Source organism: Paenibacillus sp. NRS-1760 (genome assembly GCF_050467785.1).
Lineage (GTDB): Bacteria > Bacillota > Bacilli > Paenibacillales > Paenibacillaceae > Pristimantibacillus.
Genome location: NZ_JBITPK010000010.1, coordinates 337257 through 353408, shown reverse-complemented (window position 1 = coordinate 353408; position 16152 = coordinate 337257). Strand labels below are relative to the sequence as shown.

The window sequence follows — 16152 nt, the reverse complement described above, 5'->3', positions numbered from 1 at the left end:
ATAGTGCAATCGTATTTACCTGTTAACGACATAATTTTGCATTATTACGCCATAGGAGTTGATCGTTCAAATGTACGTTTGGTCAAAAAGCGAAGAACGCTTGAATCGATATGCAAGATTGCTGCAAGGTGAGAGCTTGACCATCCATGTCTATTACTGGGGAGCGGTGCCTAAGCTCGTCGCAAACGCTGTTCATAAGCACTCATTTTTTGAAGTATGTTATGTAGCTGGTGGAACGGGGATTTATGAGGAGGGCGGAACGGCTTATCCTCTGCATGAAGGCGTGCTTTTTTGCTCGCGGCCAAATATCCGTCATCAAATTAAAGATGTAGACCAATTGGATTTATTATATGTTGCCTACGAGCTCGATGAGAAGCTTTCTAAGCCGGATGAATTCGAATATTACAATCAGTCTTTAAACAGCGGCCCGATATGGATGGAAAACCAGCAGCATTCTCCAACCGCTCATATTTGGAAATCGCTGCTCATTCCAAGCGAAGAAATGTTCGCTGTGCCAATCGCCTTGCTGAATCAGCTGGCACATGCCTTGATCCTAACGTTTCCTACGATTGTAGGCGGGAGGAACAAAAATACAGAAATCATTTTGCCCGCTTCCAATGCAGCTATCCTCATTAGCCGCGCAAAGCTGTACATACGCGATAATTTAGGCGCTAATTTGAGCTTATCGGAGGTTGCTCGCTACATTAATGTGTCGGAGCGCCATCTATCTAGACTTTTTTCACAAAGCGTTCATGAATCGTTCTCCATGCTTGTTAGACATGAGCGAGTCCGCGTGGCGGAGCAGCTGCTATCACAAACAGCAACGCCGATTAAAACCATCGCTGAGCGCTGCGGCTTCTCATCCGTACATTATTTCTCCCGAACGTTTGCCGAAGCAAAAGGCATTCCTCCAGCTGCCTTTCGCGAGGCAAGCCGCAGAAATACCGATGATGACTAGATGCATCTCTGATTCATTGATTATAGGTCATGAATCGTAATCTCGCTTCTGACCATAAACCTTGCGTTAACGCCTGCTTGACCGATGCCTTTGGAAATGTAAAAGGAGCCATCCTTATTGTGATGAAGGCCTTTGTAGATCCCTTTCACGGACAACGGGCCCTTTGGCTTTAATGCAAAAAAGAACGGCACGTTCAGCTGCTTCCCATGCAGATGACCGGCCATCAAATATTGAAAAGGACGATTAATTTTTAGAACGACATTAGGATCATGCGTCATAATGACGACAGGCTTGCTATCATCAATACCTCTAAATGAAGGTAAGATTCGGCTATGATGAGAGCAGTCATCGTCGATTCCGACAAGCTGAAAATCATCGAGCATGACATTCTCGTTACGCAGCACCTTAATCCCATAAACGCCAAATAGATTGAGCAAATTCTTTAAACGCGGAAGCTCATAATCATGGTTTCCGAGCACTGCATAGACAGGTATTCCGCTGTCTGCTATAGCTTTAAGGTAATAGCCTACCCGCGTCAAATAGTGTTCTTTATACGTATAATCGCCGGTCAGAAAAATGTAGTCAGGCTGCACGGAGGCAATGACATGCTGAATTCGCTTTGCGCTTATGCGCAGCCTGTCTACATGCAAATCGCTTATTTGCAATATGCGTTTGTTAATGCCAATGGGATGTGTGATTTTTTCGATTTTTAACCACTGGGTTGGGAGGATAAAGAGCAGGTACAAGAGAAGCACGGTTATTCCGAGCGTTAGTATAATAGCCAAATGTGTCCTCCTAATCATTGAAACCAATTCTGAATTAATCTACCCCAAGGAGTAAAAGCATGTCCCTGATATGAACTTTTTCTATTCTAATTAGTATAGTAAAGTTCCGCTTATAAAGCTACTTGCAGCTGATTGCCTAATAAACGGCTGAACAGTCCTTTTTTATCCTCAGCGAGCATGATGAAATGGCCCGTTTGCACGATTTTCCCATTTTCCAACACGATAACCTGATCTGCATTCCGAATGGTCGATAGGCGATGAGCAACGACGATAACGGTCATTTTTCCCTTAAGCCGCTCTATAGCTTCTTGAATTTTTGTCTCGTTCAAGCTGTCTAGTGCGCTTGTAGCCTCATCCAAAATAAGGATAGATGGCTTTCTTAATATTGCTCTAGCCAAAACGAGTCTCTGACGCTCCCCACCTGATAAACGTATTCCACGATCACCAATAATCGTATCAATGCCATCCGGAAGTTTGCGAACAAATTCAGCCGCAGAAGAGAACTCCATCGCTTCCCATATTTGATCTTCCGTCGCATTCGGATCGATTAATATTAAGTTATCTCTAATCGTCCCATGGAACAGAAACGGCTCCTGCGGGACATAACTGATTGACCTTCTTAACGACAACAGATCCTCATCTGTAAGCGTCTTCCCGTCAATGAGCACAGAACCTTGATCAGGCTTCAACATGCCCATAATCATATCAATTAATGTACTTTTACCTGCACCTGATTGACCAACAATTGCAGTCATACCATTAGCAGGAATACGAAGATTAATAGCTTCTAATGTATAGTCTACCTGATCTTGATCGTAACGGAAATATACTTGACGGCATTCAAGCTGATGCTCGAACTTCATGCTGCCAACATTCTCATCTTCGTATTGAATGATATCTGTTACTTCCTGAACTTGCATGCATTCTTCTTGAAGGTTCATCAATGTTTTGAAAGCGGGTATGGAGGAAGCAATTAGTTCAACATTGGACTGAATTCCTGTGAATCGTGGCCATAGACGAGCGAAAATAGCAATGATAAGCAATAAATACCCGCCTTCTTGTTGGAACATTGTCGCCGAGAACAAAATAAATACAGCTATCATAAGTGAAGAAGTCAACTTGTAAACAAGCTGAGAATTATTACTGACAATACTATTGCTATTCCGCTCTTCCGCTTGTTTTCGAGTCCAGCCCAGCATCCAACGATAACGTGATGTCTCTAAAGAGTTACTCTTAATATCCTTCATTCCATTGAACTGATCCGTAATGCCTGCCATATAACCTTGATAAAGTTCAATAGCTTCACTTCCAAGCTCTTTTGATTGTTTAATAAATCGACGAGATATAAAAATGACAATTAAACCAAAGCCAAGCACAAAAAGCGTCATCTTAGCCGAAATTACAAATGCAATACCTATTTGAATCATTGTAAAAATGATTGATGTCAAAAGTTGAAGAATAAGGTAAGCGCCATTAGTCACACGCCATAATTGATCGGTCAAAGATGAGATGAGATCTGTTTTTCGTTTTTTTAAAAAGAAAGCCCACTGTGTTTGCAATAATGTTCGATATATTTCTAATCTCACACTATTAACATACCCTGTCAAAATTCGCGTTTCGCGTATGCTAAGATTTCGACTTACAAAACTTTGACCGATAACTAATGTTAAATATACGGAAAGGATGATCAATAAGGCTTGCAGTTTAGGCATAACTTGCAAAAATTCAAAAAAGGCGAGGCCAGGTATAGCGTGGATTTGAAAATCAATAATTCCGATAATAGATAATAAAGGGATTAATAATAACATTCCAGCGCCCTCTAATAAACCAATGAGCATCATGCCGAATAAATTGAAATAAAGCACCTTGCCAGAGTAACTATGTAGCTTCTTAGTGAAATATATAATGTGACTCATTACCTCATCACTTTCCATTCTTTTTCATTGAATGAACTTAGCGAACATACCCGTTACGGTAAATCTGTTCATTTCTTCAGCACCTGAGACAACCAATGAACCGCTCCGAAGCCAAGCATGAGCGATTAACTTCCCGTTCTCGTCCTTTGCTGTTCCTAAATACAAGGTGCTTTCAATTTGACGTCTTTCCAGCATCTTCATAGCAGTAATCGCTCGAACTAAACACTTTGTCTCCCAAAACGTATTTCTTCCCATTATTTCTATCGATTGATAAACATTGAAAATTATCTCGTGATTTTGCTGACTATATTCAGAGTCGGTTTCCTTCAAATAAACGCCTAGTGTAGGAGCTATCCGTGAGAATGGAAAATAAAGCAGCTGCATTCTTATCCTTCCCAAATATAAACCTGTCTCGATAAAGAGGAGCAGCGTCTTCATATCCAAAGAAAAAACTGTTTTACATTTTCCTATAATCCCCATTTTCTCACCTTAACGTTATAGACTGTAGTGAATTAATTTTTCTTCTGACAGATGAAGCAGGAACGGCAGCAGTTGCTCTTCACAAGTAATCCGATCGACATCATATTGTTCTATCAACTTATCAATTAGTTGCATGACAGGAATAGGCTCCTGTATTAGCTCCCAAATCTGACTCCCCATAATGCCAAGATTATAATAGTTCCCGTTTCTGATACTTAAAATAACTTTTTCACCGCCCATATCACTAACGATATTCTCCTGGTCTCGAACAATACTCGCTTGTACTAGATTTGCCTGATTCAATGTTAGGCTGTTCGTTTCTATTGTCATCATTTATTCCTCCAACGAAATGGTTTTTAATATAAGATCGACTAATTGTGGAGCCGAAAATTCATTTTCCGAACGCCGTAAATGATAGATAGGCAGTCTCTCTCCCAACTTTGAGGAGAAACCGAAATGCCAGCTCACAAGGTTCATTTTTGGAATTAAAAAATGTCTATATGTATGTTGAAATAATAAAGGCAGTCTTTCCAGCTTCTTAACTGCTTGAATATTTATTCCGTCTACATCTGATTTTTCTAATAAGAAAATCCCTGCTAGTGGTATAGGATCCGTATAATATTTATCTTCAACCGAGATGCAGTACTTCGTTTCCCGACCATGAATGGAACGAAGCTCAGCGTTATTCATTCCGAAAGCATCCAAGCTCTGCTGCCATAGCTTCTGCTGCGGATAGGAGGGAGTAACAATAGGGCGATGCTCTGCTGGTAAGAATGAAATAGGAACAATATCATCTGTTACAAGCTTATGTCCCCGTCCTACAAAAGCAGAAGCGAGGGTTGACTTGCCGGCCCCTGATTCACCTATAAAAGCATAGGCATTACCATTAATAACAACTGCACTCCCATGAAGTGGATAAATCGATCTTTGTATAAGTATGATCCCCATACAGGTACCAAGAAGGTACAATCGAATTACATCCTCGTCTGCTTCAGCGCATGGAGACACAATGATCTTATTGCCATTTTGAATACTAAAAACACCGGCATCAGGTAGTCTCATCGTTACTGCTTCTCCATCAACAATAACTTCATAAGGCGATAAATTAAACGCTTCCTTAAAGCTGGGGTCTATCACAACTTCAACATCATTACACACTTGAAGATCATTCATCCTAAGTAGTTCAGGAAATGGAATTTCACTAGATATGTTCAAACCAAATGCTTTATAACCTTCCCTGACCTTTGTAATCAACAGACATCCACTCCATAAAAAGATAATTAACATTCAAGCCCTTATATAACAAACATACAAGGGCTTGAAGTTTAACTTACACAATTGCGATTAGCTATAACGGAGGTCTGGAACGGGAGTTCCAGTTGGGAATGTTGCATCCAAACGAGTACCCACTTTAGGACTAGCTTCAGTCATTTTGACTTCCAGAACTTGTAGTTCTGGCTTGATCCATTGCTTCTTTGACATATGTATCACCTCCTTAATGATGTTTATCACTTTTGTATCCATGAAACCAATCTAGCTTTCCTAGTAAATTAGAGTGATGCTATGAGTAGATGGTTAAAAATGTCGTTTAAGGAATCGATACACAATTACACTTCTCATAAGGGCTCGCAAACCTTCATCCTCTGCTAGATTTGAATCCGCCTTTTTTTTAAAACGTAACAATGCTCCTTTAACCAGGTTGCCATCTACAAGAGACATCATTCTATCATCTTTGCTCATAGACTCTGCCTCTTCGATAAACAAATGCCAATCTGGTCTTATACGATGAAGCCAATCCAAACCCTGAACGCCGCGAACACGCTGGTTGAGCCTTACGTCATCCGGTAAATAATTTTCAGTTGCTCTTCGAATAAGAGCTCGATCTAATCCCTTATGAACATATTGATCCTCTGGTACCGATAAGCAAAACTGGATAACTCTACTATCATTTGACGGATCACGACTCCATAAAGCATTAGGTAACGAAAATTTTGATGTAACTGTATTGGTAGCATTCCAGTATAATGGATTCTCAAAATGTTCTCTTCTTATTTTATAAATGTTCTGCTCGACTAGCCAACCTGTCTGGTCCATTCCATGCTCGCGAAGTTGATCAAAAACTTTAGTTTTCGTTGCAAAATCGCTATTTATAATAGGTCCAATAGAAGGCTCTTGATTGATATGTAATCTGCTAAGTGCTGGAAAAGCCATTTTACTCAAAACAGAAAATACTCGTCCACGCCCAGTCCCCATATTTCTGCTAAATGCCTTTACTTCGTTATGTAAATGAATCCATCTGAAACGTTTTAAGAGACGAGAGTAGTTTTCGAGGGCATCACCCCAAGAAATGGACAAGTTACCTCGCGCACCTGTTAGTAATATGCCAATGTCTTTCGCCGCAGCTTGTTCGAATATGCCTCTTATCCAAAAAGAGTTCTCAAAAAATTTATAAGGCATTTCTAATGTCTCCAGAAATGGATCAATATCTGAAAACGAATTTCTATCTTTAAAGTCAAGATAGTTCGCTTGAAACCCACCAACATACTGGACAGTTGAATTAATATAGGGTGATTCATTAGCAATCGTTTGACGAGAGGTATAATCGTCAAAATCGCTTGGAGGAACATAACTGAATGTATGTATTTCTTTATTTATTGGACGAAGGGCTTTAACTGCAAAACTAACTACTGCTCCTGAATCCAACCCCCCACTTAATTGTGAACCTATTTGTTTGTAAGTGCGCAATCGTGCATTTACTGACTGTTGAAATACATCCCTGAATGCTTCAACATATTGTTCGTCCGTTTTGAAGCGAAGTTTCTTATTTGCCGTTAGCTTAAAATATCGCATGACCTTTACTTGACCATTAACCAATGTCATGCAATGAGATGGCGGCAATTGCAAAATATCCTTATACACATTTTGTGTAACGTCAACAACATCAATTACTGTGCTGATAGCTAAAAACTGTGCCATCCATTGCTCATTCAGACGTTTATGAACATCTGGCAGCTCTAACAGTGGTTTCATCGTCGTACACATCGCTAACCGATTTCCATTCCAGTGATAATACAAAGTTCTGCAACCAGAAAAATCTCTAGCAGCAAATACTCTTTGCTCTCTTTCATCCCATATTACAAAAGCAAAATCACCGATTAGATACTTGGGTGATTCAACACCCCATTTTGCATAGGAGAGTAAAATGAGCTCTGCATCAGTCATTTGCATTCTACGATCAAGGTGTACGTTTAGTGATTCAAATAATTCATTACGGTTATCTATAATTGCATCGGCACTTATGACTAAACGTCTTTCTGAATCATAATAGGGATTGCATTCCCCGACAGACTCTGGTGTAATCCATTGATTATGGCATCCAACAAACACATTGTTCTTATTCCATGCTTGAGCTGTATTGCAAGGAAACCGCGATAATTGCTGCATCAGTCTATTCCCCTGATCTAACACATGGGCTGTCTGATCAACTTCATAAACGACTGCTATTGCGCTCATTCGTGCCTCCGATTTAGATAGCCAGCGTGTTCTTCAATCGAACGAGATGCGAGCATCATTGAATGTCTTTTAGTTCTTAATAAAGAACATATTTGAATAATACACTTGAAAACGGACGTTGTCAATCGTTTTTTCACCAAAATATCACAAAATAAAACGAAACATCGTTCTTTTATAAGAACAACATTTCGAAATGGGTTTAACCTTATTTTTTTCTAATTTAGACGTCATTTTATTTTTTATTCGTTAAAACTTACAAGCTTTCGCAATTAAGAATTATTCGTTATAATAGTGTTAGTCTACAACGAAGAGATAACGGGGGAGTTTGCTATGATCGGAGAACGTATTCAGATGCTGCGCAAGAGAAAAGGCCTATCCCTAACGGAGTTGTCGCAACGGGCAGGCGTCGCAAAATCTTACTTAAGCTCTATTGAACGAGGGCTCCAGCAAAATCCTTCGATTCAATTTCTCGAAAAGGTAGGCGCAGTATTAAACGTAACGGTTGAAGAATTTTTAAATAGCGATGAAAATAATGATCGTAAAACAAGCAATCTAGACACCGAGTGGGCCGATCTAGTTCGAGAAGCAATGGCTTCTGGCGTAAGCAAAGATCAATTTAAAGAATTTTTAGAATTCAATAAATGGAAAATAAAGCGCGAGTAGCGCTTTATTTTCTTTTATACGGCTGTTTCTTGTATATCATCTTTCTTGCTTTCTTCAAGACATAGTAATACCTTTCTAACATCTTCCTTGCTAAACCCCAAAGAACGTGCATTCATGATTAATGCTACCCATTCCATATCTAAATCCTGATTATCCTCTGATTTTGTAAGTACCATTTTCCCATGTCCCCCATTCAATTTGGGACGGTTGCACCACTGACTCCATGCGTTTAAGGTGCCCAGATACTAAACGCATTTCAACGTCTCCCTATGCTTGTCATTCGTTTATAGATGTATTATAAATCACTCTAATTGCGTATGCTGTCGCTTCCTGTCTCACAAAAATGAAAGATAATTACATTTTTTGTCGAATTTATTTAACGATTGTTAAAGGGAGCGGGGGAAGGAAATAGAGCCCGCTAGATCAAATTAGGAGCTCTAAAATGTTGCTTCATTAACAGAGCTATCCGGTATATTATTTTGCTGCAAGTTCAGATTTCAACAGTGTATCTTCTTCATATCCATTCGGATTTGAAAATTGCCATCTCCACGTATCGCTGCACATTTCTTCTATTCCTTTTGTTGCAAACCAATTCAATTCTACATTTGCCTTCAACGTATCTGCATAACAAACAGCAATATCGCCAGGTCTGCGGTTAACGACCTCGTATGGAATGCTTTGCCCAGTTACCTTCTCGAAGGCTGCAATCATCTCTAACACACTGTAGCCATTTCCAGTGCCAAGATTATATATATTCACATTTGATTTTCTACTCATGTTTTCCAGTGCCTTTACATGCCCCTTTGCTAGATCTACTACATGAATGTAGTCTCTCACTCCAGTGCCATCCACAGTTGGATAATCATTTCCAAACACATGTAACTGCTTAAGCTTGCCAACAGCTACCTGCGATATGTAAGGCATTAAGTTGTTTGGCACTCCATTTGGATTTTCTCCAATTCGACCACTTTTATGGGCGCCAATAGGGTTGAAATACCTCAGGATCGTTATTCCCCAGCTGTTATCTGAACTAGCTAAATCCAGTAAAATTTGTTCTAGCATGAGCTTAGTCCGGCCATATGGATTTGTTGCTGAGAGCGGTGAATCCTCAATAATCGGAACATGTTCGGGCCGTCCATAAACAGTAGCCGAGGAACTAAATACTAATTTCTGAACACCAAATTTCTTCATGACTCCACAAAGAATTAATGTGCTCGTTATATTGGTATGATAATAAGATAAAGGCATTTGTACAGACTCTCCGACAGCCTTTAACCCGGCGAAGTGAATAACGGCATCAATAGCATGATTCGAAAATACATGCTCGAGTCCCTTTTGATCCATAAGATCCATTTGATAAAAGGTAAAGGATTTATTTGTAATCTCTTTTACCCTTTCTAAAGCGATATAGCTGCTATTAGAAAAATTATCAACAACCACTAATTCATATCCCGCTTCAAGAAGCTCAATGCAAGTATGACTGCCTATGTACCCCGCTCCGCCTGTTACTAAGATTGCCATTTTATTTACCCCTCTCAACAATTCTTAATAAAGAACAAATAAATCAAAAAAAATACCTCTCCGATGCTAAGCTCACATGCATACCTTTTCGCTGTAATAATTTATCATTGCTACATCTTCTCTTTCATCGAATTTTCTCGCAAAGTATTTATTCGATTTTTCAATAGAATCAATATCTTTAAAACTTAAGTTTATGGGGTGATTACTATTGTTATATTCTTCACCCCATTTTAAATAAGTTAAATTATCATTAGCGACCTGATCCGCATATTTCGAGTTCATAACTAAGGTTTGAAAAAACCATTCATCTGGGCACAGAGCGTTTTTGAAATATTGATAATACCATTTGTTCTGGTCAATAAAATCTATGATAAATCTTGCAACTTCAATTGGTATGCAGAACCATGAGGAGCCATGATACAACAAATAATTGTTAGGCATTAACTGGCGGTTAGGGAAAAGAACTAAACCTTTCTTATACAGTTTCAGCATTATGCTTCTGAAAATTCTAAGCGGGTGGAATGTATTGTATTGTCTTCTTGCTGAATCAAACCATTTCATATTTACATGTGCAGCAGAAATATCACGATCATGAATAAATTTCGCAGACATAAATATTTTATTGGGATTTTCCATTAAATGAACTTTAAGACCATTTTTAACGAGTAAATCCTGACCGCTCCTTAAGCATACAAAGTCATAATCTACTTTTGAGGTTAATACCTTCCTTAGCAGCATGATCGTTGCATCCACTTGGCTAATATCTCCCCATTTCACATTACAGCTTTCTTCCAACACGTTAATGCGTGGGGATCTATTAATTTTAGGTGATACCTCATCGTAATTTTTTTTATCAATATGAACATATACATCTGCCGTATCGGTTGCAGTCAATTGACTAATAAACGTATTTACTTGGGCTGGGTTTTTATGAATTTGCAATATGTAGGCAGTTGAGGGTAAAGCTGACTTCATTAGTTCACTCCCCTTAATTCTCAATAACGAACATTATATTTTAAAATAGTCCCTGTCTCAACTTGTAAGTGACAGGGATCTATTCTTTTTTTAAGGTTAAAAGCTAGCTGCTGCTAAGATCAGTGTTATCAATCAATCGGACATATGGGGCGGTTCCTGTTACTGTTACACCGCTAAATGTAGATTTAGCGATAGTTACGGATTGATTTTGCCGAATCCAATTTAAATTTACTTTCGTGTTTTCAAGATAAGATTGTGAAAATACAGCTTTGTTCGTATTGTCCGACTTGCCAATAGCTGAATTTAAAAAGGTGGTGCCTGAAACGATTGAATTGCCATCCACCGCGATACCAGAATTTTGTAGCAACGATGATCTCAGCGTAACTTGCCGAGTGAACTTTGCATCGGTCGAACCAAGCTGAACGTCACTTGCTCCCATAACTGTACTTTTAGCTCTAATAAATTCACTATTGCTAATGTGAGAAGCCTCAAATTTTGCAGAGCCTTCAATAACCGTCATGCCGTTAATCATGTTTGGGCGTCCTACATAATCTTGAGGTACGTTTATTAAAACATCGTAATTCTTTACCGTAACATTTCTAATGACAGCACCCGCTGCTAAAATATTGAAATGTCGTGCTAAAGTATTATCATTGCGCCAGTCTCGTTCTATTGTGATGTTGGACAAATAACATCTGCCGTAATTAAATCTGCTAATGTTAAATCCAGGCTGGCCAGCGTCTTTAATAACAACCGGTGGACCTCCCTTCGTTTCAGATACCTGAAATGCTACGGAAGAGATGTTTACTGTGTAATATAATTTATCAATGCTAATTCCTGTCGGAACCTTGCCTACCCATTGTTCAAATGATATTTGTGCTCCATTGCCCATGCCATGTGGGGTACTATACGTAAAAGTTCCTGTAGTCACATTAACTGCAGGTGTCCCGAAATAGCCATAAACACTGGAGCCAGTAACCGTACCATCTTTAATTGCACAGTTTTGTACGACTGCCCCTCTTACATCATTAAGCTTTAAATTCCCTCTCAGAAATACTGCACCATTCACAAAATTATCACCTTGCACACTTAAATCACAATCCGTAAATGAGTTGTTTATATATGCTACTAATGGGTAATTTGAATATGAGCTTACTCCACCAACATTTTTGCCTTCAAAGTTATTTCCAACCAAGTTAATCTCAGTACCATCAACATTAACAAAATGTCCTCTTGCGTTGCTGTAGATATAATTGTCTGTAATATATATTCTATAATTCAATTCAAATCCTGACGGATTAGTCGCAGACTTAACTGGTATATTACTTTGGCTTACAAGGGACTCAACATCAATGCCAAACATTGGAGGCGTTCCAGTTCTGAAATTTGATGTTACCCCATCATCGTCATACCCAATATGATGAATATGATTGCGGTATACATGCACATCATTTGAACCGCATAATGAAATACCTTGTCTGCGGCAATGATGAATATTAGTGTCATGAATGAGTATTTGGTTCCCCATCTGTTCCTGCGTATATAAAGAAGGATCATCATAATATTGTTCCCAGCCGGTAAGAATCCCGTCACCTGTGCAATCAGAGATCTCAATATCACTTATTTCAATATGGTTGGAACCAAAAATTCCAATACCAAAACCACTTTCGTGGGTATAAGCTGCATTATCAACCTTTCCTCGAAGCGCACTAATCTGACTATCGGTCATAGGAGAAGGCAATGAGATGGCAAATATCATTTTGTTGTTCTTACTTACGTCTTTATCCTCATTTAACAGCCAACCTCTTCCGGTTGGATTAGCTGGAGCAAAAACACCATTTGTTCGAGAACCAACAAATGTAGCCTTAGATACAGTATCTTTATATTGATAAAATGAATAGTTCGTTGTATTAACACCTGTCATGCTCCATAGTCTAAAATTTGTAAGCAGTCCTGGATTCGCGTATCGATCGAGCACTTCACTTCTAATCCAATTCGGATTATCGTTTAGTGTTCCGTCAGCGTTAACTCCACCTCTAGTGAAGTTAACATAAATCTCGTACACATGCGTTTTCTTGTCACCAGTTAATTTCCCGCCTGATAACTTGGCATGAGTAATTTTTCTCATTTCAACGATTGAATAACTCGGTGATGAATTTGTTTCCATTTCAATGGAGCAGCCTTGTTCCAACTCTAGATGAATACCGCTTAGTAGTTTAATAGCAACTAAGGAACTAGGATCCATTCTCACGCAATAAGTTCCACTGGGCAGAATAATATGTTGATAGCCCTCAGACTTTGCCCATGCAATAGCTTCATTTATCCCACTTGTTGTTGCGGCAGCATTCGAACTGTCATTGCTTATATTAAAACGATCAAGTTCAATTCGGTATGACCCATATTGCTGCATAACTTTCACCTCCGTTTTACTCTTAACATATGTAGCTTGTCAGAGAAAGGTTACTTAGTTCCGCCAACTTCCATATGACGTTTGCGTTTAATTGTCTTATGGTAAATTGTGCTTACTTTCGGAAGTTTAAGCAGCAATGAACGAGCAACAACGAGTAAATATTTAAATTCCGCCGTTCTATAAAAGAGTGCAACGTAAATAATATTAACTAGAATAAAGCAAAGGACGCTCTGAAAAATTAGCTCTAATAGTGTATTTGAAGGTATTAGTTTAATAACTCTAGTAGCAATTAGACATGTAACAGCACCAATAACTGTATAGTACACATAACTGCGATAATAGAGGCCAACAGGCTGATGGAAAACCTTCTTATAAACTAACCAAGGCGTATACCAAAAAGGAATCATTAATGCACTTATTACGGATCCTGCAAAAATACCTGCGATACCCCAGAACTTTACAAAAATCAGAGAAACGCCTAAGTTAATCACGGCTTGAAACATTGGGGAAAACCGATCCTCATGAAATATGCCGGCAGTTATTTTTACTGCACTTAGTGAATTTCGCATTCCTCTCTCATAAAATGCGATGACAAGTATAAGAAGTACAATGTTCGTCATCTTAAACTCAGTGCCTATCCAAATATCGATGAATGGCTCTACCATCAGATAAAGCATGATTGATAACAATGAATATAACCAGAAATTAAGTAGATAAGTGACTTTGAAAATACGATAAATAGCCTCAGCACTTTCTTTCGCCACTAAATTGCCTAAACTATGGTAGGTATTCGTAAAAACCTGATTCAAAAATGTCCGGCATATATCAATCAACATTTTATAGTTGGAATAGAGACCAACGGCAGCAATACTTACAAATGAAGAAATAAGAATGCTATCTACACCAAAAATAAAGTAATTCCCGACATTTTGAAGAATGATAGCTTTCATATTTTTTATGAAGCTAGCTTTCGTTTCTGGATCTAGCTTTCTTTTTATCTTTTCTCTAAGGAATGGATACATTTTATCGACAATATAGGCTACTATAATAGAGGTAATTATGGACAGGATACTCTCGACTGTTAGGTAGAGTATGTAGTTTTCTGTGAAATAGAGGATTGCAATTTTCATGCACGTAGAAATAATGGCAGAAATCGAGAAAACGATCGTTACAATATAGTTTTTCTGATTAACATTTAAAAAAGAATTCTTGTATACAAACAAATAAGGTGCTGCTGTATTAATAAGAAAGAGCACATAAATAAAGCTAATATTTTCAACGCTTGTTTCCTTAATAAATAGATCAAGAAATGGCATAAGTCCCAGACCCAGCACCAGAACTACACCTGCAATGATCTGATAGGCTTTCTTATACAATTGCATTAAAGCTAAAATTTTAGGTCGATCGTTATCTGCTACTGGCTTGTATAAATTATAGATGATGCTTGAGCCAATTCCAGCTTCAGCTAATGTAAGCATGGATAGAATACTTGTAAACAATCCATTTATCCCTAAGTATTCAATCCCTAAGCTGTTAATGAAGACGGTACGCGAAATAAAACTTAATGCTGTTATAATAATTTGATTGCCTAGCCCAGCCGAAATATTAAGGAGTGAACTTTTTATTCTCATTTGAATCTCCTATCTGACGAAGCCCATTGTAACAACAAATCCTGATACTAAATATCTTTATAAACGGCTGATTTGTTTCTGGATTGCTGTTGTCCATTTTTCATCCTTTGTATGCAACCCTAGAATGTTTGTAATGGTTTATGATTCGTATACAAAACCCTTGTGTAAACGGGAGAACATTAAACAGCATGGAATAAACACCAATATCCTTTGTATCTCCTTGTGAGAAATCCACAGCTCCATTTCTTCGAGTAACCTTCATTAAATATTGAATGGCGCGCTCTGTTCCTTCCATACATTCATCCGCTATCTCCTCAATTTGAGAGGCTTGCAGCAAGAACCACCCTAAAGTAGCCGTTGCAGAAGAATCTGCCCGTGATTCACGGCGTGTGACTGTCCAGTTCCAATTCCCATCTTTTCCTTGAAAAGTTAGAATAGACTTAGCAAACTTTGTTACAAAATGCTCTAGTCTAGGCTTATACTGATGTGTTTCTGGCAGTTCATGCCAAGCATCGATAAGCCCAATTGCTAGCCAACCAAGACCTCTTCCCCAACCATAAAGTCCAAGCGGCATTGCATTATCCATATGGTAAGCATGACTTGGAATATAGTGGTCATCAAGCATGCCATTTTGTTGATATTGCTCTAGCTGCTTTACCGCTAGTTCAACACATTCTGGCTTGTCATATTTTAATCCGTAGGTAACTAGGAATGGGCAAATGAATCCAATCGTATCGACATACCGATAATTTTTCATGAAATTACGATATTGAACAGTACCATCCTCACCAATATGAGACTGAATTAATAACCAAGTACTATCATATGCTGGCTTGAACCTCTCGATATTGATACCTTCAAGCTTCATAACTCCATAAGCAAGAATAGCAGAATCGATATTTGATGGTGCATTCTTCCAATTTCCATTTGCATCAAACTTAGCATTTAAAAATTGTTCTATACCGTTTTTCAAACTTTTATCCTCGTTATTTTTAAGACATTCATTTAATCCAAGCAATAAGGAGGCCTCCTGCCAATGCTGGATGACACTCTTTGAATAATTCCCTTTTAGCATGTCAATTGCAATAAGCCTCGTATTATCTGTTACCTTTATTTTCGGTGTATGATTAAGCCATTTTACGCCCACTTGCGTAATGGATTGATTCCATTCCTGTTTATTCGTATACCTTCCGATATAAATTCTGCTTAACCAATCCTTGCTTATCGGCAAGATGTCTATAAATGCGATAATAATCGTCACAACGATGAATACAATAGCGATAATTTCTAACATCATATA

General features: G+C 38.5%; 15 protein-coding genes and 1 riboswitch. Of the genes, 2 read left to right on the top strand and 13 right to left on the bottom strand.

The window, feature by feature from the left end:
• Positions 1-70: 70 nt before the first annotated feature.
• Positions 71-958, top strand: a complete 888-nt coding sequence (locus ACIFSR_RS12615) for an AraC family transcriptional regulator (RefSeq protein ID WP_339207763.1) — start codon at positions 71-73, stop codon at positions 956-958.
• Positions 959-978: 20 nt separating this feature from the next.
• On the opposite strand, the gene ACIFSR_RS12610 is transcribed toward ACIFSR_RS12615, so the two are convergent.
• From ACIFSR_RS12610 to ACIFSR_RS12580, 7 genes are all read right to left on the bottom strand, one after another.
• Entirely contained in the window at positions 979-1743 is a 765-nt protein-coding gene (locus ACIFSR_RS12610) for a metallophosphoesterase (protein ID WP_430057660.1), read from the bottom strand.
• 110 nt (positions 1744-1853) lie between these two features.
• A complete protein-coding gene (locus ACIFSR_RS12605; protein WP_430057659.1) occupies positions 1854-3659 on the bottom strand; it encodes an ABC transporter ATP-binding protein in 1806 nt (601 codons plus the stop codon).
• Between the two features lie 24 nt (positions 3660-3683).
• Complete coding sequence (locus tag ACIFSR_RS12600; protein WP_339207758.1) at positions 3684-4139, bottom strand: lasso peptide biosynthesis B2 protein; 456 nt, start codon at positions 4137-4139, stop codon at positions 3684-3686.
• 15 nt (positions 4140-4154) lie between these two features.
• Positions 4155-4472, bottom strand: a complete 318-nt coding sequence (locus tag ACIFSR_RS12595; RefSeq protein ID WP_339207757.1) for a lasso peptide biosynthesis PqqD family chaperone — start codon at positions 4470-4472, stop codon at positions 4155-4157.
• Complete coding sequence (locus ACIFSR_RS12590) at positions 4473-5393, bottom strand: aldolase (protein WP_339207756.1); 921 nt, start codon at positions 5391-5393, stop codon at positions 4473-4475.
• Positions 5394-5483: 90 nt separating this feature from the next.
• The gene (locus tag ACIFSR_RS12585; RefSeq protein ID WP_339207755.1) at positions 5484-5621 is read right to left on the bottom strand and encodes a paeninodin family lasso peptide; all 138 of its coding nucleotides are present in this window, start codon (positions 5619-5621) and stop codon (positions 5484-5486) included.
• Positions 5622-5714: 93 nt separating this feature from the next.
• On the bottom strand, positions 5715-7652 hold the full coding sequence (locus ACIFSR_RS12580; protein WP_339207753.1) for an asparagine synthase-related protein: 1938 nt from the start codon (positions 7650-7652) through the stop codon (positions 5715-5717).
• A gap of 330 nt (positions 7653-7982) precedes the next feature.
• Between ACIFSR_RS12580 and ACIFSR_RS12575 the strand changes: the two genes are divergently transcribed.
• Positions 7983-8315 (top strand): helix-turn-helix domain-containing protein, encoded by a 333-nt coding sequence (locus ACIFSR_RS12575; protein WP_339207752.1) that lies wholly within the window; start codon positions 7983-7985, stop codon positions 8313-8315.
• 14 nt (positions 8316-8329) lie between these two features.
• Here the strand turns inward: ACIFSR_RS12575 and ACIFSR_RS12570 are convergent, their stop codons facing one another.
• From ACIFSR_RS12570 to ACIFSR_RS12545, 6 genes are all read right to left on the bottom strand, one after another.
• Positions 8330-8491: an anti-repressor SinI family protein gene (locus tag ACIFSR_RS12570; RefSeq protein WP_339207751.1), complete on the bottom strand. Its 162-nt coding sequence runs from the start codon at positions 8489-8491 to the stop codon at positions 8330-8332.
• An 18-nt stretch (positions 8492-8509) separates the two neighbouring features.
• A riboswitch (cyclic di-GMP riboswitch) is annotated at positions 8510-8591 on the bottom strand.
• Positions 8592-8789: 198 nt separating this feature from the next.
• A complete protein-coding gene (gene galE, locus ACIFSR_RS12565) occupies positions 8790-9836 on the bottom strand; it encodes a UDP-glucose 4-epimerase GalE (protein WP_339207750.1) in 1047 nt (348 codons plus the stop codon).
• 72 nt (positions 9837-9908) lie between these two features.
• The gene (locus ACIFSR_RS12560) at positions 9909-10811 is read right to left on the bottom strand and encodes a beta-1,6-N-acetylglucosaminyltransferase (RefSeq protein ID WP_430057656.1); all 903 of its coding nucleotides are present in this window, start codon (positions 10809-10811) and stop codon (positions 9909-9911) included.
• Between the two features lie 103 nt (positions 10812-10914).
• Positions 10915-13221 (bottom strand): right-handed parallel beta-helix repeat-containing protein, encoded by a 2307-nt coding sequence (locus ACIFSR_RS12555; protein ID WP_430057654.1) that lies wholly within the window; start codon positions 13219-13221, stop codon positions 10915-10917.
• A 50-nt stretch (positions 13222-13271) separates the two neighbouring features.
• Positions 13272-14852 (bottom strand): lipopolysaccharide biosynthesis protein, encoded by a 1581-nt coding sequence (locus ACIFSR_RS12550; RefSeq protein WP_430057652.1) that lies wholly within the window; start codon positions 14850-14852, stop codon positions 13272-13274.
• A gap of 100 nt (positions 14853-14952) precedes the next feature.
• Entirely contained in the window at positions 14953-16149 is a 1197-nt protein-coding gene (locus ACIFSR_RS12545) for a glycoside hydrolase family 88 protein (RefSeq protein WP_430057650.1), read from the bottom strand.
• Positions 16150-16152: the final 3 nt, after the last annotated feature.